The organism is Pseudomonas sp. GW821-FHT02A11, assembly GCF_059421985.1.
On sequence record NZ_JBWKWB010000012.1, the window covers coordinates 144,912 to 162,127 of the forward strand.

The window sequence follows — 17,216 nt, forward strand, 5'->3', positions numbered from 1 at the left end:
GCGATTTAGAGCCTCTATTTATGATTGACCCAGTGGCCGTCCTACTTTTGAACTCGAGAGTTTTACCTTATGGAACATCGCGAACATCCCCTGCTTAAGGCGACACACGGCAGCAGCAGGCATATCGACAGCGAGCATTACGGACCGACCGGACAGGGCCGCAAGATTTACATCCAAGCCGCGCTGCACGCTGATGAAATACCCGCTATGTTGGTGGCGACGGTACTGCGCCGCTGCCTAGTTGCGCTGGAAAAAGCCAACCGGCTGAAGGATGAAATCGTTCTGGTAGCCGTGGCCAATCCGCCTGGGCTGAGCCAGTACGTCATGGGCGCGCTGAGCGGACGTTTCGAGTTAAGCAGTGGGCGAAACTACAACCGCCATTTCCCGGTTCATCATCAAGAGATCGCGCAGAAAGTCGAAGGCCTCTTGGGGCAGGACTCCAACCGCAACCTCGAAGTGATTCGCGCAGCTTGGCGCGAGTGTCTGACCGCCTGGGCCCCTGTCGATGAATACACATCGTTGCAACGCACATTGATGTTGCTGGCCCACGACGCCGATGTGGTGCTTGATTTGCATTGCTCCCGTGAAGCGGCCGTGCACCTGTACACCGGCGAAGAGATCTGGAACGAAGTGGAGCCGTTGTCGCGTTACCTGGGCGCGCAGGTTTCGCTGTTGGCCAATGACTCACAGGGTTACTCCTTCGATGAAGCGCTGTGCCTGCTTTGGACGAGCCTGCAAGCGCGCTTCGGTAAAGCATTCCCCGTTCCCAATGGCACGATCGCCGTGACGGTGGAACACCGTGGGCAGCGTGACGTCTCCTATGAACTGGCCGAGCGGGACGCTGCCGCGATCATTGAGTACCTGATCCATCGCGGCGCCATCGAAGGTACGCCGTCGCCCCTGCCGCCGTTGCTCAATCCAGCCACGCCGTTGTCCGGCAGCGAACAATTCTACGCCCGCACGGCTGGCATTCTCGTGCATCGAGTTCCGGTCGGCAGCCAGGTTCAGGCCGGCCAGGCGCTGTTCGACATCGTCGACCCTTCGAGCGGCGAAACGACCACCCTCAGCAGCCACAACACCGGCGTGCTCTACATGCGCCGCGAGATTCGCTATGTGAAGCCGGGTGATCCGCTGGGGCGGGTTTCCGGTCCGGTGCCGATTCGCACCGGCATGCTTTTGGGTGCCTAAAGGCACCGCACACGCATTCAATGTTTCAGGAAGTCAACGATGAACTCTGTAGATACGATCGAGCTGGAAAACCGCTTCTGCGCTCACAACTATTCACCGCTGCCGGTGGTGCTGGTTCAAGGTGAAGGTGTTTGGGCAACCGACGAAAATGACCTGCGCTACTTGGACATGATGTCGGCGTATTCGGCGGTCAGTCACGGTCACGTGCATCCGCGTATCCGTCAGGCGGCGGTGGCTCAGATCGACAAGATCGGCGTGGTGTCTCGGGCCTTCTACAGCCAGCCACTGGGCGCCTTTCTAGAAGAGCTGTCGCGGGTCACCGGATTCAGTGGCGCATTGCCAATGAACAGCGGCGCCGAGGCCGTCGAAACCGCGATTAAGGCAGCGCGCCGCTGGGGTTACCGGGTCAAAGGTATCGAGGCTAATCGTGCGGAAATCGTGGTCGCGGACAACAACTTCCATGGCCGTACATCGACCATCGTCGGCTTCTCGTCCGAGCCTTCGTACAAAGCCGACTTCGGTCCGTTTTGTGACGGCTTTAAACAAGCGCGCTTTGGCGACATCGCCAGTTTTCGCGATGCAATCACCGAACGGACCTGTGCCGTGCTGATCGAACCTATTCAGGGTGAGGCAGGCATTCGTGTGCCGCCGACGGGTTTCTTGCGCGATTTGCGCAAGCTGTGTGATGAAACCAATACGCTGCTGATCCTCGACGAAATTCAGTCCGGCCTCGGGCGCACTGGTAAATGGTTCGCCTTCGAACACGAAGAGATCCGTCCCGATGCGTTGATTCTCGGCAAGGCCTTGGGTGGCGGAATTATGCCGGTGTCGGCGTTTGTCGCCGGTCGGGAGATTCTCGATCAATTTGAACCCGGCAGTCATGGCTCGACGTTCGGCGGCAATCCGCTGGCGGCGGCCATTGGGCTTGAGGCCTTGAAGGTGTTGGACGAAGAGTGCCTGATTGAAAACAGTGCGCGCCTGGGTGAACACTTGAAAAAACGTCTGCAAGGTTTTAACGATCCGGCGATTCAAGAGGTGCGTGGTTGCGGTTTGTGGGTCGGAATCGAGTTGAATCGGCTGGCGAAACCTTATTGCGAGGCACTGCTGCGCGAAGGCGTACTGACCCGTGAGACGCACGAGAACGTCTTGCGCGTGGCGCCACCGCTTTGCATCACCCTCGACGAACTTGAGTGGGGCCTGATCCGCATCGAGCGCGTGTTCAATCAGTTGCGTTGACGAGAACCCCCATGAGCAATAGCGCCAGTTGCCCCAGGTCGGAAAAACGCGCGCAGATCCGTGCCGATTACGGCATCTACACCTTTGCCGACAACGCCGACGCTATCGAAGGTGCCGACGTGGTGGTACTGACGGTCAAGCCCCAAGTGATCAGGTTGGTCTGCGAAGCCCTGCGACCACACCTTCTGCCTCAGCAATTGGTGGTGTCGACTGCGGCCGGCATCAACTGCGCCAGCCTGGCCGGATGGCTGGGCGCCCGGCCTGTCGTGCGCTGCATGCCGAACACTCCGGCATTGAACGCTAGGGCGTCAGCGGGCTGTTCGCTGATGCAACGCCTGAAGCATTGTTTGGCGTCTACGCGCATTTCGGCGTGGGTGAGGTGGTGATCAAGCGCGGCGCTCAAGCCTGTCTGATCGCGAGTTCATCGGGACACTTCGAAGTGCCTGCACAGCAGTTGCCGGCCGTGTTGGATACTACAGTTGCGGGGACGCTTTCAGCGCCGGGTACTTGGCCGATCGTCTGCATGGCGAGCCCCCGTCGACAGCCGCATCGTTGGGCATGAGTTGGCTTAGGTCGTTATTCAACATAAGGGTGCCTTGATTCCCAAGGCTCTGGTGCCAATCGAGTTTGCCGCGTGGTGCGAGTTGGGGCGAGGCAATCAATACACTAGATGCGTCGATCGGTTGAATTCACCCCCTAAGTTGTTACTCGCCAAAAATTAATCCCACCCGTGTCAATTTCTATGAATACGACATGGGCGTCGTCAATTCTTATCATGATCTTTCAACTAGGCACCAATAGCGATATGCTTTTGTGCATACGAATGCAAAATTGAGGTTGCCATGGTCGAGTCGAGCAGGTCCTTTGTAGTGCCATCCTTTCGTCTGGAAGGAAAAACGGCTCTGATTACTGGAGCGGGAGGCGGAATTGGGGCAGGCATCGCGCTGACATTGGCGGCCGCCGGAGCTGAGGTTCTCCTGCTTGGCAGGACAGAGTCCAGGCTGACAGAAGTTGCCCGCACGATTCAGGCGAGTGGGGGAGTGGCCAGAATCCTGGTCTGCGACGTCACCGATGGCGCCTATGTAAGGGCGCTCATCGACGAACTGCCCAAGCTGGATATCCTAGTCAACAACGCCGGCACGAATTACCCGCAGCCGATGTTGGAGATGCGCGATGAGCATCTTGACGAGATGCTCGATCTGAACGTCCGGGCGTGCTACGTCGTCGCCCAGGCTGCAGTGAGGAAAATGCTCAAGCACAACGGTGAAGAAGGTGGCTCGATCATCAATGTGTCTTCGCAGATGGGCCATGTCGGTGCGCCCAACCGCACGGCCTATTGCATGACCAAGCACGCCATCGAGGGGCTGACGAAAGCGATGGCGGTTGAGTTTGCCGACCGCAACATCAGGGTGAACACGATCTGCCCGACCTTCGTGGATACGCCGCTGATCCGCAAGATCGCCAGTGCGCCGGGGCAGATCGAAAGCCTGGTCGAGAAGATTCCGATGGGGCGCATGGCGCGGATGGAGGACATCGTCGGCGCGGCCCTTTACCTGGCAGGGCCTGCTGCGCGGATGGTTACCGGGACGTCACTGAAGATCGATGGCGGCTGGACGGCTCAGTAGTAGGGGAGAGTGATAACGATCCGGTTCGCGGCAGACCGCGAGCCCGATCTTGCACGGGTTCAGCTGCCAGCGCGCCAGATTCGTTCGCCATTCGCCTCAGCAAAACCGGCCTTCGGCAATCTGGCGCTCTGGCGAACGATCAGGTTTCCGGCGATCACTTTTTGAATGGCAGGGGTGTCGTGGTTGTTCAACTGTGCCTCGATGATGTCCACCGCGTCCTGTACGAAGCGGTCAATGGGCTGACGATAAGTGGTCAACGACACTGAAGGCCAGGCTGCCATCGCGATGTTGTCGAAGCCAATCACAGATACATCGTGGCCCAGGGTCAACTGGCACTCATGGGTGATCACGTTCATGGCCGCAATGGCCATCAGGTCATTGGCGCAGAAGATGCCGTCTGGGCGCTCTGCGCGCGCCATGAGTCGCCGGGTTGCCGCCATTGCTCCCTCAAACGTGTAGCCACCCACCTCACGCAGAAACGTCCCATGGCCGTGCTCTTCAAGTCGGCTAGTGAAACTCAGTTCGCGGTCTCTGCTCGTTGACGAGCAGGGGGTGCCTGCGATGAATGCCAGCGTCTGGTGACCCGAAGCAACGAGGAAGTCGGCAATGACCGCGCCGCCTTCGGCGTTGTCACTGGTCACACTTGAAACCGCCTGACTGTCATTCTTGCGATTGAGCAGAACCACCGGCAGCCCGATTTGTACGCATTCTTCGGCGAAGCGCGAAGAAAGACTCGACGACACCAGAATGAGTGCGTCCACCCGGTGGCGCAGAACTTCTTCGAGTATGGGATCGGAGTCTGCGCTGGCAGCGGTGGAGAACAACAGCACCCGGTAACCCGATCCGTCGAACGCCTTGGACAGGGCCTCGAGTACTTCGGAGTAGAACGGATTCTCCAGACTGGGAACGACGACACCGATGAGATTCGAGCGGCGGGTGATGAGCGAGCGTGCGACCAGGTTCGGTCGGTATCCGAGCGCGGCTGATGCCGCTTCGACCTTTTCTCGGGTCTTCTGGCCCACGCTCGCGCCCTTGGTGTAGGTGCGCGATACCGCTGACTGAGACACGCCAGCCAGCTTTGCGACATCGTGAGCTGTGACGGGGCGGCGAATTGATTCAGCCATGAATGTCGGATCCTGCCTGGAAAGAATCGCATTATCGTACCCACATACCCCTATCCAGACTAGCCGGAAGTCTTTCGCGATTCTGCTGACCACCTCCGAGGCGCTGGCCCTGGACACGATGGCGCAGATCGAGCGCCTGCTGACGATCCTGCCGACCGCGCCTGTTGCACGTAAAGCCTGGGAAAGTTTGGTGAGGTCATCGTTGCGGACAGCGATCAAGAGATGCTCGAGATTGCCAACTCCCTGGCCTTTGAGCATGTGCAAGTGATGACCCGTAATCCTGACTGGTTCCTGGCGAACATGCGCAACTACGGCGCGTTATTCCTCGGTCCGCGCACCAACGTCTCCTTCGGAGACAAGGTGATTGGCACCAACCATACCTTGCCTACCAAAAAGGCTTCGCGTTACACCGGTGGGTTGTGGGTCGGCAAGTTCTTGAAGGCGTGCACCTACCAGAAGGTGACAACGGATGAGGCTTCAGCGCTGGTGGGCTCGTACTGCTCTCGTCTGTGCGCACTGGAAGGTTTTTCCGGACATGGAGAGCAGGCCGATATTCGAGTGCGCCGCTATGGCCATAAAGAAATGCCGTACGCCGGCATCGTGGAATGAGTGATCGTATCTGATCATCGAATATCTGCTGCCTCACAAGGTGTCTGGTCAAAGGAATGACCAGCCCCCGCGCTAAAATCCTCCTCTGGAAGACAAGCAGACCCGCGAGCGTTGGGTATTGCGATTACGGCCCGTTGTCCCCGGCACTACCACCAGTGCCGGGGACGACGGGCCAGCTTCGAACTGCTGCTTTCCAGGATCAGCCTCGGGCTGCCTGCACCTCTGATGCCAGTACTGCCTTGAGCAGGTTGGCGTCGTGATTCGGTACGACAAAGTCGAAACCCTGAGCCGCGTAACGCGCAGCGACCGCACCTGATGTGCAGAAGATCCCGATGTGCTTTCCAGCCTTGGCTGCAACCTGCCGGCATCGCTCGATTGCTGCCAGTACATCAGGGTCCATGGGGTCGCCAACCGGTCCCTTGCCCAGCGCCAGCCCAAGGTCCGCAGGACCAATGAAAATGCCCTGAATGCCCTCGACGGCGAGAATTTCCTCCACCGCCTCCAGCCCGGGCAGCGTTTCGATCATGGCCAGGCGCACGATCGTCTGATCGGCGTGCTTGAAATAATCCGCACCGCCGTAGAGCAAGCCGCGGGTCGGGCCAAAGCTTCGAGAACCCGTGGGCGGGTAGTGCGTCGCGTCAACGAATTCCTGCGCCTGCCGGGCATTGTCGACCATCGGGCAAATCAGTCCATAGGCACCCGCGTCGAGTGCCTTCATCATGATTGCCGGATCGCACGACGGCACCCTGACGAAGGGCGTGGCCGGGGTGGCGGAGATGGCCTGCAGCATGCCAATCATCTGTTGAATGTCGGTCATGCCATGTTGCAGGTCGACCGTCACGCAATCCACGCCGCTCCATCCCACGATTTCCGCGCTGTAGGTGTTGCCGATCGCCAGCCAGCCCGATACTGCGGCTCGACCGCGTGCCCAGCATTCAAGTACGTTGTTGGGACGCATCTGTGATCTCCTTGGATTCAATGAAGTGAATGGCGCGTGGCAAGCCCCATGCAATGAGCAAGGCAGCCACGCCGCACACCGCTGCGATTGCATACAGGCCCATCGACGCGCTGCCGGTCAGGTCTTTGACCCGGCCAACCATATAGGGCGCAAATACACCGCCAAACTGCCCGATGGAATTGATGAGCGCGATGCCACCGGCTGCGGCGACACCCGTCAGTACGCGCGGTGGGTAAACCCAGAAAAGGGCGAATGACGAGATGAGACCGGTGGTCGCGATGCTCAGGCCGATCAGCAACAGAATCGTGCTGTCGCCGAAGGTCGCGCACAACACATAACCCACCAGACCTGCGAGCACGCAACCCACCAGATGCCAGCGTCGCTCACCTGTGCGGTCCGAACTTCTACCGATCAGGACGATGCCGATGATGGCAGCGCAGTAGGGCAGCATGGTGATCAGGCCGATCTCGAATGGATCTGCACTCCCGGCGGTCCTGACCAGTTGCGGCATCCAGAAAAAGATCCCGTAGATGCCCGCGCACAGCCCCAGGTAGATCAACGACAGCATGTAGGTGACGGGTTGGCGCAAGGCCGCGCCGAAGGAGTGCGAGGTATGTACCTTGTGTTCACGATTCAGCGCGTTGGAGAGCATGGTTTTTTCGGGTGCGCTGAGCCATTTGGCGTCTTCAATCCGGTCGTTGAGCACGAACAGAACGACAAATCCGAGAATGATCGATGGCAGGCCCTCAAGCAAAAACAGCCACTGCCAGCCGGACAGCCCATGCACCCCGGCCAGGTACTTCATGATGCCACCGGCAAGCGGGCCACCGAGAATCCCTGACAACGCGCTTGCGCCGAAGAAGAACGAGTTGATTCGGCCGCGTTGCCTGGCGGGGAACCACTGCATGAAGAAGTAGATGACCCCCGGCACGAAGCCCGCTTCCAGCACACCCAGTGAAAACCGGAGCACGTAGAACATGGTTTCGGTGTGCACGAGCATCATCGCAGACGACGCCATGCCCCAGGTGATCATGATCCGCGCTATCCATCGACGTGCGCCGACACGCACCAGAATCAGGTTGCTCGGGATCTCGAACAGCAGGTAGCCGACAAAGAACATGCTGGCGCCCAGACCATACGCGGCGTCACTGAACCCCAGTTCGGACTGCATCTGCAGCTTGGCGAAACTGATGTTCACACGATCGAAGTAGGCGACGACGAAGCAGATCATGATCAGCGGCACAAGGCGCCACGCAACCTTGCGTAGCAACCGCCGTTCTTCCTCGGCAACCGGCACTGCTGGATCCGCTGTGAGTGATGGGGATTGCATAGGTTCTCCTAGCTTTTATAGTTATTGGATTAGCGTGTAACCGCAGTGCGGGGCGGGCCGCCCGTGATCAGAATGATACGTTCCGCATACGTATGCAAGTGCGCCAAAACTAGGCGGACTGCCAGGATCTGTCAAGCATCAAAGACCCAATCCGGAGTGGGGAGCCGCTTGCGCCTCCGCCTCTCGAAGAGGGAAGAGGGAAGAGGGAAGAGGGAAGAGGGAAGCGATCTGAGTGGACAATAGAATTAGCTAAAGCAAGCGCTGGCAGTTGAGCGCTCGCCTGCCGATCCTTCATCGGGAAGGGTCCGGAAGGGAATGTACAGGCCAGCGGCAACTCCTGATGTTGATCACTGCACCCGGCAAGCGTGGTCCTGGGCGCAATTTGGATAATGGCTCTGTGTAGGTTTATGCCTATGGATTTGGCTAAGCAGTCCGGTTGCAGTCACAGTGCTGGGCAGAGCCGAAACAAGAATTCAGTGCCGATTGGGAGGTTGCGCCAATTTTGCGATATTTCGCGATCGAGCTGGACGCCCCGAAAAACGAGGGCCTTCTGCGACAGTTTTAATTCTCAAAATTCAGCACCCTTCTCCTCCCCAATCGACGGTCCGCCCGGACCGTCGATTCCAAGCGCCAACTCCTCTCCAAATCCCCTCATCTCAGCTATGGTGAAGGGAGCGGATGATTCGCAAATCATTCATTGGTCACTCCCCGGCAAGCTCAGAAGGCAGAACATTTGAGACGTTCGGCATTTACCTTGGCATTGCTCTGTTTTCTGCTTGGCCCTCCCGCTTCTGCTGAGCCTTATCAGATCGTCACGGAGCAATGGGCGCCCTATAACTACACCGAAAACAATCAGCTTACCGGCATGACCACCGAGGTTGTGCGCGCGATCATGGCGTTGACGGGAGATCACTTCGAGTTCGTGGTTCTGCCCAGCATGCGCAGTTCCAAGGTGCTGAAGAGTCGGCCCAAAACCATTCTGTTTTCGATGTTCCGCACGCCGGATCGCGAGTCGTTGTACAAGTGGGTCGGGCCGATCGCGGAGGAGACGATTTACCCGTATCAGCTGTCCAGTGAGGAACCGGTGAACTCAAGGGCGCAGTTGATGGGCGCGCCGCAGATCACCACGCGAATCGCCGGGCTCATTCCCGATACGTTGCAGGCGCAAGGCTTCACCAATTTGGACAAGAGTGCGACGGGGAGCGAACAGCTCTACCGCATGCTGTTGGCGGGGCGCACGGACATCATCGTCGGGGATACACCCGCAGGGGTCGCGTATTACAGCCGTCAATTGAATATTCCGCCCGGCACATTGCGCAGGATTCCCGTCGAGCTGTATCGCGCGTCGCTGTACATTGCCTTCAGCCCTGATTCCGAGGACAAGGTGGTGGCGGCTTGGGCGGATGCGTTGGAAAAACTGCGCAGTTCGGGCGAGCTGGAACGCATTCAGCATCGCTACGATCATCTCGTCGAACAGTGAATTCAGCGTCTGAAAGGCGTTCTCGCGACGCTCACGCGACCTTGCTGGCACCGTCGATTTCCCGCATGTGGCCCTTTGCGGTTTTACCGGCCTGCTGCACCGCCCACTTCATGAACTCGACAACCGCCCATTCCTCGCGCCGCTCCTTGGCGCAATAAACGAAGTAATCGAATTTCAGCTCGGCGGTGGCGTTGGTCACCTGCACCAGACGCTTGGAGCGCAGGGCTTCGCAGGCGAAGACGCTGTTGACCAGCGCGATGCCCTGGCCTGCGCACGCTGCACTTATCAACAGGGACTCGTCGCCATAACTGGAGCCTTGAATCATTTTGCGATTGCCCATGCCAAAAGCGTTCATCCACACCTTCCAGTAATTGCGTTCGGTGTCCTGCAGCAGTGGATAAGTCAGGCAGTCCTGTGGACTTTCGATGCGGCGCTGTTTGTTGAGCAGGTTCGGACTGCAGACCGGGATCAAGTAAGACGACCACAAGCGCGTGGCGTGGTTGTCCGGGCTGGTGGCCATTTCCCGCTGGATAGAGATATCCACATGGCCATGTTTCAGGTCAGAGAGCCCGTTGCAGATCTGGATCGAAATCTCGATCGTGGGGCAGCGTTCCTTGAAGTCGCCGAGTGCAGGAATAAGCCAGGAGCTTGCGATGGTGGAAGTGGTGCTGATGACCAGGCGCGTCTGCCGGGGTTGCTTGAGTGCAGCGCCTGTCCAGGCTTTTTCGATCACATCGAAGGTGTTGGAGAGTTCGTCGAACAGGCTGCGGCCGCTGGCGGTGAGCTGAATGCCTTTGGCGTCGCGCTCGAACAGGCGCTTACCGATCTGGTCTTCCAGGCCTTTGATCTGCTGGCTGATCGCCGCCGGGGACACGCACAGATGGTCTGCGGCACGTTTCATACTGCCGACCTTGCACACCTCGACGAAGGTGCGCAGGGCAATCAACGGGATCGCTCTGCTCATCGTATGGACTCCGCCTGAATGAAACAGCCAATTGGCTGACGGGTCGATGGTTCGGTTCGCATTGCCATATCAATACTTCCAAAAGCCTGTTCATGTCCCATCGCAGTGATGCTTTCAAGCAAACATCAGGCGCAGCCGGGCCCTGTCTGGCGCCATTGGGGAAGGCGCCAGACCCTCAGTCATGCTGTGGATAACTTCTAAATGATGCGTGAATCAGGTGGTGGCGGGGGTGTCCTGCGCTTGCGGCACCGGCTTGGGTTTGCTCTTGCTGAGCACGAACCACACTGCGAGGCAGATCAGCCCGCCGCCGTACAGGTGGCCAGCCGACAAGTGCTCGTCCAGAAACAGCACGCCCCAAAGCACGCCGAACGGCGGGATCAGGAATGTCACGGTCAGCGAGCGGACCGGGCCGATGTCGGCGATCAGACGGAAATACAGGATGTAGGCGCAGGCCGTGCACACGAAACCGACGGCGGCAAGGGACAGCCAGACCGTGGAGTCGCCCCAGGTGGCCGGCGGGTTGACCGCTGCCGAGATCCCGAAGAACGGCGCAAGAAACAGCGTGGCGCCGATCTGGCTGCCGAACGCGACCAGTTTGGCATCCAGTCCGCCCTGATCAGCAATCCATTGGCGGGTCAGGAACCCGGCGGCCCCGTAGCAACTGGTAGCAACCAGACAGGCCAACGCCCCCATGACGACCGTGCTGGTGAAGGTCACAGGTCCCGTTGTCGTCAGTAAAGTGATTCCCAGGAGGCCGACCACGACCCCCGCGGCTTTCTTCGTCGTCAGGGTGTCGTTAAAAAACATGGAGCCGATCAACACGCCCATGAGTGGCGTAGTTGCGTTGAGTATCGCGGAATAACCGGCGGGCAATAACAAGGCCGCCATGCTGTACATCAAGAAGGGAATACCGGAGTTGATCACGCCCAAGACCAGCGTGGCTTTGAACTTGCCGCTGAAGTCGTGTCGGGTTTTGAGAATGGCCAGAATGACCAACAAGCCGACCGCGCCGAGCAATACGCGAAAGAAGGCTGTGGGTAACGCGCCCAATACCGGAGCAGCCACGCGCATGAACAGAAAACTGGCTCCCCAGATTGCCGCGAGAAGCAGTAACCGAACATAGTCAGATGGCCGCATGACACTTCCTTCCTGAATTCAATGCGTTCAAAAAACGGCTCGAAACAGGGTGATTGACGGTTGTCGAGCCGGGGTGTGATGATTTCAGCAGTGTCTGTCACCGGGCTCAAGCGAGCTTTTCTAACGCACATTAGATTTTCTTAACTCAAGGATTGGCATGAAATTCCCGCCCCTGTACGCCTTGCTGTGCTTTGAAGCGACGGGGCGTCACGCCAGCATGAAGAGTGCGGCGGGCGAGCTTTTCGTCACGCCAGCGGCGATCAGCCAGCAGATCGCCAAGCTGGAAAAAGCGGTTGGCGTCACCCTGTTCATACGCAACACCAAGCGTCTGGAACTCACGCCCGAGGGCAAGATTTACCTGCGCGCCATTCGCCCTGCACTGGGGCAGATCTCTGACGCGACCCAGCGTCTGATGAGCGACAACGGCCCCAACACCATCACTGTCAGCTGCACCAGCGGTTTTGCCATGCAGTGGCTGTTGCCCCGCCTGCCTGATTTTCAAGCCCTGTGCCCAGGCATCGAAGTCCTGATCAGCACCACCAACCGGCTGGTGGATCTGCTGGGCGACGGTGTCGACTTTGCAGTGCGCCACGGCTTGGGGCGCTATCCGGGGCTGGAAGTGGAAATGCTGATCAACGACCGCCTGCAGCCAGTTTGTGCGCCGAGTTTGCTCCCCGAATCGCGCTTTCTGTCATCGCCCATCGACCTGAAAAATTACAACCTCTTGCACGACGAACACCGTGAAGACTGGGCGTTGTGGCTCAGGGCCGTAGGTATCGAAGACGCCGAGGCCGCCGTGCATCGGGGCTCTGTGTTCGTGGATTCCAACGGCGTGATCGAAGCCGCTCTGGCGGGCATGGGCATCGCTTTGGTGCGCCGCTCGCTGATCCGCGAAGAGCTGGCCTCGGGGCGTCTGGTCGTGCCGTTTCGCGCCACCATTGATACGCCGATCGCGTATTACCTGGTCTATGACGAGACCGCTATCCTGCCCAAATCCAGCCGACAATTTCGTGACTGGCTGGTGTCCCAAGCGATTGCCAGCCAGCGGGAATTTACCACGCGTTGAAGCGTTTAGCCTTCTGTAGCAGTCCGGCTTGCCGGCGGTGGGGGCCTCTGGATCAATACCGCTGTGAGCCTCTGCCAACTCTGTGGGAGCGAATTCATTCGCGAGACGTCCGTACAGACGACAGCGATGTGTCGCCTGAACCCAAGTCTCGCGAATGAATTCGCTCCCACAGGGTATTGCCTGTCTGCAACGTTTCATCGAAGTTTATCGCGACAATTAAGTCCTGCTTCAGTGTTGATTCATACAACACACAACCGCGAAAACCCGCTTAAACGACTGATAACTTTCATGATTAAGCGAAGTTGAGTTAAGTCAAACTTAACCGCTGATTGCGTATTTCTTGTTTGATCCCTCCCGTGATTTTCTTCAGTTTATCCCTCAACTCAACGGCGTCGTTCCGCACAGGCTGGCGCCGATAAACAACGAGCAGGGATGCTCCGCGCTGAAGGATAACTTCATGACAGACTTTCAAATATTCCGGCCCATGGCGTGGGACAAACTGGTTCATGAATACGATCTCGACGGTTCCCGACTGTTGCCGTGGGACGGCTATCCCACCCCGATTGGCGGGGGCTGGTGCGTAGTGCGGCCGGGGACCAAATCGCTGTCGCACACGCAGATCGATCAGGAGTTCTTCATCGGCATCAAAGGCACCGCCAAGCTGGTCGTTGGGGATCAGACGTACCCGTTCACCATGGGCGATATCGCTGCCATTCCCAAGCACACCGACCATTACGTGCTCAACGACACCGATGAGGACTTTCACTTCTACGTGGTGTGGTGGGATCGCGACTCGGCCAATCGCTTCCTGGATGAAGACGCAAAGCAAGCCGTCGCACTGAACGAATTCGCGCTGCAAAAGGCGACGATTCACGATGTCTCCGATCAGAGGGCTTCGTAATGGGCAAGCTTCTGGTCACCATTACCCCGCCTACGCCAAATGGCGATCTGCACATCGGTCATATGGCAGGCCCGTTTCTGGCCGCCGACATCTTCACCCGCGCGCAACGCCAGCGCGGCCATGACTGCACACTGGTTTCGTACTCCGACGACTACCAGTCGTACATGCTGCGTCGCGGTATCGAGCTGGATCGCGCGCCGCAGGAGCTGGCGCTGGAGAACACCGACAAGATCAACGACACCCTGAAAAAGATGGGGATCGAAGTCGACTTCTGGATGCGCCCTTACCGCAACAGCTACTTCAAGAAGGCCGTCGAGGAAACCTACGAAGCCGCTGTGAAGGCGGGAGCCATTTACAAGAAAGTCAGCCAGGAACCCTACTGCGAACATTGCGACAAATGGGGCTACGAAGCCTTTGGCCGGGGCAATTGCGATCATTGCGGTTCGGATTCCGACGCCAGCCAGTGCGAAGAATGTGCACACACGCCCAATGCCTCGAAGATGAGCGATTTTCGCTGCAAGCTCTGCTCCGGGCAGATGATCTGGAAGCCTGTAGAGCGCGAATTTCTGGCGCTGTCCAACTTTCGCAATCACCTGAAAAGCAGCTTCGAGCACACGCCGCTGCGGCCTTTCATTCGTCGTTTTCTCAATGAAGAATTCGAGATCGGCCCCATCGATTGGGCCATCTCGCGTCCTCACGACGGCGGGCTGGACCTTAAGCCCGACGGCAGTCGGCGAATCCACACCTGGTTCATGGGCCTGTCGGGCTACCTGGGTGCATTCCGCGAATACCTAAACGAGCAAAAACACGCGCCGTGGGAATACGACGAGTACTGCCGTTCGGGCAAGGGCCGACTGGTGCATTTCCTCGGTTACGACTGCGCTTTCAGCCACATGATGGTCTACCCGGCGTTGCTGCAGACCCTGCACGGCTACCGTATGCGCCAGACTTTCTACACCAACCAGTTCCTGACCTTGAACGGCAAGAACCTGTCCACCAGCCGCAATTACGCGATCTGGGCGCGGGATCTGGTGGCCAACGCCTGCACCGACAGCGCGCGGTTCTACCTGGCGCTGATCGCTCCCGAGCAGGACACCGACGATTTTGATGTGGATAAGTTTACTGCCTGGCGCGAGCAGACCTTCAAGGAGGTGCTGGTCAAACTCGCGGCGCAAGCCGAGCGCGAACGTGTGGACGGCGATAGCCTGAAAGTCACTTCAGCCGATGCGGCCGCGATCAAGATCCTTGTCGCACGCTGGTTCGAAGTGACCTCGGTGGATCACTTCACCATGAAGGGCCTCGCGGTACTGCTCTCCGACATCATTAACGCCGCCCGTGACCGTCAATTGCTGGGCAAACGCATCTTGCCGTACATGGCGCTGATCGGTGCCATTGGCGCGCCGGTGTTCCCGGACCTTGCCAGGCAGATCCTGCGCTATTGCCGTCTCACCGAGAACGAGGTGTTTCAGCAACTGGTGTACGTCAGCGCCGTTGAGTACGAGATCTGATCAGGGAGGCGCGCTGATGAAAACGTCATTCGATGTGATCGTGATCGGCGCCGGCGTCATGGGCGCGTCGATTGCTGCTGCGCTGGTTGAGAGCGGCCTGGACGTTGCCCTGGTGGAAAAGGGCATCGGCGGCGGTCAGGGCGCGACCCGCGACACCGGCGGCATTATGCGCGGGCTCGAACTGGACCCGGCCCTGCGCCCGCTCACCAGCCGCGGCGCGCACCATGGCAGCACCGGCATCGTTCATGCGCTGTTCGAACAGGCGCTCAAGCGCACCGGCGTCGCCTACATCGCCAGCTCCGAGATCTGCGGCCAATACCTCGACGCAGTCGGCAGCGAGGGCACGCAGAACATCGAGTTGCATGCCTCCGTCAGCCCCTTGGATAACGGCCGTTTCGCAACGTTTTGCCCAAAGGAATGCCTGCTGATCGAGCGCAACGGCGGGATCGTCGATGCCCGCGTCACAGTCTCGAACCTGTGCCGTTATGTGCGCGAAAAAGCGGTATTCCTCGATCATCTGGCGGTGGACAGCTGTGTGGAACGTGACGGCAAGGTGCAGGTTCATGCTGGCAAGCTGTGCCTGGAAGCCACTTGGGTGGTCGACGCTTGTGGCGCCAGCGGCCCTTTGCTTCGGCCCTATGGCGCGGTGCATGCGCGAACCATTCCCTACACCCGATTGAGCTGTGATCAGGCGCCGAGCATGCCGATCATTGCGCATCATCTGAACACCTATCTATTGCCGCTCGGAAACACGCTGATGCAAGTCGGCGGGCAGCGTCGTCAGCAGGCCGAGCACGCGGATCAACTGGACTTGAATGCGCTGGACAACGAACAGGATGTCGCGGAGCGAGTCGCCAGACTCGGTTACGACCAGCACCACAGCCTGCCCGTCGTAACGCAAGTCGCCTGGGACGCCTACACCGACGACGGCCGGCCACTGATCGGGCGCACAGGTGGCCAGAGCCATATTTACCTTGCGACCGGCTTCTGCGGGATCGGTTTCAAAATGGCGCCCAGCGTCGCCGAACTGCTGGCCTACGAGCTTGGCGGGCTGATGACTGGCGTGCAGATGGACGCCAGCCACCGTTCGATCATGCAGGCGTTCTGCCCCTCGCGGTTTACTGAGGTGGCCTTGTCATGATGCGCTTGGGAATCTGCGCGGCGCTGGACGTCGGCACCACGCTCCACGCGCGAAGCTTTCTGCGCGGCGTTTACCTGTCGAGCCATCTGTTCAGCCATGTTCGTCGGGCTCAGCACATCTATTTCGACGATGGCGCCAGTGCCGATGGCGGGCGTGCGGCAGCCAAGCGCTTCCTCGAGGCGGGGGTGGACGCGGTAATTGGTCACTTCGCCTCGGAGTCCGCTGCGGCTGTGGTGGAAACTTATGCACAGGCGGGTATTCCGCTGATTTTGCCGGCCTCGACTTGCGCGGCGTTGACCGAGGAAGGCAGCACCACGTTTCGGGTATGTGCGTCGGATCGGTTGATCGCCAAGCGTTTGCTTGCATTCGCTGAAAGCCAGGGCCTGCGAAGGCTGGCGCTGTTTGCCGATCCGAGCCTGCACGGGCAGCGGCAACTTCACGAACTTCAAGACACCGCCAAGTTATCCACAGTGCAGATCGTCACTGATGTCTCGCAAGCCGATGGGCTGGTGTTTTGCGGACGCCTCAAGGCCAGTCGGCAATTCCTTGTGGAAAACCGCGCCGCCGGCTCTGGATTGCCGTTGTTCTTTACCGATGACGCGGCATCGCCTGCGCTGGTCAGTGGCCCCGAACAGCTTGGCACTGTGTACGTCGTGAGTTTTCCAGTGGCCAGCGACTTGCCCGAGGCGCAATCGGTGGACCTGGCCTATCAGCGTATCTATGGCGAGAAGGCGCCGGTGTACGCCATCGAGACGCTCGCCGCGTTCTCGCTGGTGGATCTGGCGGCTCGTCAGGGCCGCGGCCTGCTGGATGCATTGCGTTTCGATCAGTTTTCCACACCCGCAGGCCCCATCAGTTTCAGCAATGGGGAAAACGATCATGCCCGGGTTTCGCTTTGGGTCTACGCCGACAAGCGCGTCCACGAACGACGGCTGCTCTGTTGAATCGG

General features: G+C 59.0%; 14 protein-coding genes and 2 pseudogenes. 11 read left to right on the forward strand and 5 right to left on the reverse strand.

Going from position 1 to position 17,216, the window contains the following annotated elements; genetic code table 11:
- Positions 1-69: 69 nt before the first annotated feature.
- The 4 genes and pseudogenes from AC07V9_RS18270 (at position 70) to AC07V9_RS18285 (ending at position 4,049) form a co-directional block, all read left to right on the forward strand.
- A complete protein-coding gene (locus AC07V9_RS18270) occupies positions 70-1,188 on the forward strand; it encodes a succinylglutamate desuccinylase/aspartoacylase family protein (RefSeq protein WP_495017059.1) in 1,119 nt (372 codons plus the stop codon).
- A gap of 39 nt (positions 1,189-1,227) precedes the next feature.
- Positions 1,228-2,424: an ornithine--oxo-acid transaminase gene (gene rocD, locus AC07V9_RS18275; protein WP_495017060.1), complete on the forward strand. Its 1,197-nt coding sequence runs from the start codon at positions 1,228-1,230 to the stop codon at positions 2,422-2,424.
- A 23-nt stretch (positions 2,425-2,447) separates the two neighbouring features.
- Positions 2,448-2,755: pseudogene (locus AC07V9_RS18280) on the forward strand (pyrroline-5-carboxylate reductase family protein); the annotation flags it as partial.
- Positions 2,756-3,266: 511 nt separating this feature from the next.
- Positions 3,267-4,049 (forward strand): SDR family NAD(P)-dependent oxidoreductase, encoded by a 783-nt coding sequence (locus tag AC07V9_RS18285; protein WP_495017061.1) that lies wholly within the window; start codon positions 3,267-3,269, stop codon positions 4,047-4,049.
- A gap of 59 nt (positions 4,050-4,108) precedes the next feature.
- Here the strand turns inward: AC07V9_RS18285 and AC07V9_RS18290 are convergent, their stop codons facing one another.
- Complete coding sequence (locus tag AC07V9_RS18290; RefSeq protein WP_495017062.1) at positions 4,109-5,173, reverse strand: LacI family DNA-binding transcriptional regulator; 1,065 nt, start codon at positions 5,171-5,173, stop codon at positions 4,109-4,111.
- 76 nt (positions 5,174-5,249) lie between these two features.
- On the opposite strand from AC07V9_RS18290, the pseudogene AC07V9_RS18295 reads away from it, so the two are divergent.
- Positions 5,250-5,782 (forward strand): annotated as a pseudogene (locus AC07V9_RS18295) (histidinol dehydrogenase); the annotation flags it as partial.
- A gap of 199 nt (positions 5,783-5,981) precedes the next feature.
- Here AC07V9_RS18295 and AC07V9_RS18300 read toward each other — a convergent pair.
- Together AC07V9_RS18300 and AC07V9_RS18305 are read right to left on the reverse strand one after the other, a co-directional pair.
- Positions 5,982-6,740: an HpcH/HpaI aldolase family protein gene (locus AC07V9_RS18300; RefSeq protein ID WP_495017063.1), complete on the reverse strand. Its 759-nt coding sequence runs from the start codon at positions 6,738-6,740 to the stop codon at positions 5,982-5,984.
- Positions 6,718-8,070 (reverse strand): MFS transporter, encoded by a 1,353-nt coding sequence (locus AC07V9_RS18305; protein WP_495017064.1) that lies wholly within the window; start codon positions 8,068-8,070, stop codon positions 6,718-6,720. Before AC07V9_RS18305 ends, AC07V9_RS18300 begins: the two co-directional genes overlap by 23 nt.
- A gap of 733 nt (positions 8,071-8,803) precedes the next feature.
- Here AC07V9_RS18305 and AC07V9_RS18310 point away from each other — a divergent pair.
- Entirely contained in the window at positions 8,804-9,550 is a 747-nt protein-coding gene (locus tag AC07V9_RS18310) for a substrate-binding periplasmic protein (protein WP_495017065.1), read from the forward strand.
- Between the two features lie 31 nt (positions 9,551-9,581).
- Here AC07V9_RS18310 and AC07V9_RS18315 read toward each other — a convergent pair whose 3' ends face one another.
- Both AC07V9_RS18315 and AC07V9_RS18320 read right to left on the reverse strand, forming a co-directional pair.
- Positions 9,582-10,514 (reverse strand): LysR substrate-binding domain-containing protein, encoded by a 933-nt coding sequence (locus AC07V9_RS18315; protein WP_495017066.1) that lies wholly within the window; start codon positions 10,512-10,514, stop codon positions 9,582-9,584.
- A gap of 213 nt (positions 10,515-10,727) precedes the next feature.
- Complete coding sequence (locus tag AC07V9_RS18320; protein WP_495017067.1) at positions 10,728-11,651, reverse strand: DMT family transporter; 924 nt, start codon at positions 11,649-11,651, stop codon at positions 10,728-10,730.
- Between the two features lie 157 nt (positions 11,652-11,808).
- Here AC07V9_RS18320 and gcvA point away from each other — a divergent pair, with 157 nt between their 5' ends.
- From gcvA to AC07V9_RS18345, 5 genes are all read left to right on the forward strand, one after another.
- Positions 11,809-12,717 (forward strand): transcriptional regulator GcvA, encoded by a 909-nt coding sequence (gene gcvA, locus AC07V9_RS18325; protein ID WP_495017068.1) that lies wholly within the window; start codon positions 11,809-11,811, stop codon positions 12,715-12,717.
- A gap of 457 nt (positions 12,718-13,174) precedes the next feature.
- Entirely contained in the window at positions 13,175-13,618 is a 444-nt protein-coding gene (locus tag AC07V9_RS18330) for a cupin domain-containing protein (RefSeq protein ID WP_495017069.1), read from the forward strand.
- On the forward strand, positions 13,618-15,126 hold the full coding sequence (locus tag AC07V9_RS18335) for a methionine--tRNA ligase (protein ID WP_495017070.1): 1,509 nt from the start codon (positions 13,618-13,620) through the stop codon (positions 15,124-15,126). The genes AC07V9_RS18330 and AC07V9_RS18335 overlap by 1 nt, the downstream gene beginning before the upstream one ends.
- A gap of 16 nt (positions 15,127-15,142) precedes the next feature.
- Positions 15,143-16,267 carry an NAD(P)/FAD-dependent oxidoreductase gene (locus tag AC07V9_RS18340; RefSeq protein ID WP_495017071.1) on the forward strand — a complete coding sequence of 375 codons (1,125 nt, stop codon included), beginning with the start codon at positions 15,143-15,145 and terminating at the stop codon, positions 16,265-16,267.
- The gene (locus AC07V9_RS18345; protein ID WP_495017072.1) at positions 16,264-17,211 is read left to right on the forward strand and encodes an ABC transporter substrate-binding protein; all 948 of its coding nucleotides are present in this window, start codon (positions 16,264-16,266) and stop codon (positions 17,209-17,211) included. The genes AC07V9_RS18340 and AC07V9_RS18345 overlap by 4 nt, the downstream gene beginning before the upstream one ends.
- The last annotated feature ends 5 nt before the right edge of the window (positions 17,212-17,216 follow it).

What these genes read in the sequence shown, in the direction of transcription:
- AC07V9_RS18270 (WP_495017059.1), top strand. Translation starts at nt 70, where the DNA reads ATGGAACATCGCGAACATCCCCTGCTTAAGGCGACACACGGCAGCAGC.
- rocD (WP_495017060.1), top strand. Translation starts at nt 1,228, where the DNA reads ATGAACTCTGTAGATACGATCGAGCTGGAAAACCGCTTCTGCGCTCAC.
- AC07V9_RS18285 (WP_495017061.1), top strand. Translation starts at nt 3,267, where the DNA reads ATGGTCGAGTCGAGCAGGTCCTTTGTAGTGCCATCCTTTCGTCTGGAA.
- AC07V9_RS18290 (WP_495017062.1), bottom strand. Translation starts at nt 5,173, where the DNA reads ATGGCTGAATCAATTCGCCGCCCCGTCACAGCTCACGATGTCGCAAAG.
- AC07V9_RS18300 (WP_495017063.1), bottom strand. Translation starts at nt 6,740, where the DNA reads ATGCGTCCCAACAACGTACTTGAATGCTGGGCACGCGGTCGAGCCGCA.
- AC07V9_RS18305 (WP_495017064.1), bottom strand. Translation starts at nt 8,070, where the DNA reads ATGCAATCCCCATCACTCACAGCGGATCCAGCAGTGCCGGTTGCCGAG.
- AC07V9_RS18315 (WP_495017066.1), bottom strand. Translation starts at nt 10,514, where the DNA reads ATGAGCAGAGCGATCCCGTTGATTGCCCTGCGCACCTTCGTCGAGGTG.
- AC07V9_RS18320 (WP_495017067.1), bottom strand. Translation starts at nt 11,651, where the DNA reads ATGCGGCCATCTGACTATGTTCGGTTACTGCTTCTCGCGGCAATCTGG.
- gcvA (WP_495017068.1), top strand. Translation starts at nt 11,809, where the DNA reads ATGAAATTCCCGCCCCTGTACGCCTTGCTGTGCTTTGAAGCGACGGGG.
- AC07V9_RS18330 (WP_495017069.1), top strand. Translation starts at nt 13,175, where the DNA reads ATGACAGACTTTCAAATATTCCGGCCCATGGCGTGGGACAAACTGGTT.
- AC07V9_RS18335 (WP_495017070.1), top strand. Translation starts at nt 13,618, where the DNA reads ATGGGCAAGCTTCTGGTCACCATTACCCCGCCTACGCCAAATGGCGAT.
- AC07V9_RS18340 (WP_495017071.1), top strand. Translation starts at nt 15,143, where the DNA reads ATGAAAACGTCATTCGATGTGATCGTGATCGGCGCCGGCGTCATGGGC.
- AC07V9_RS18345 (WP_495017072.1), top strand. Translation starts at nt 16,264, where the DNA reads ATGATGCGCTTGGGAATCTGCGCGGCGCTGGACGTCGGCACCACGCTC.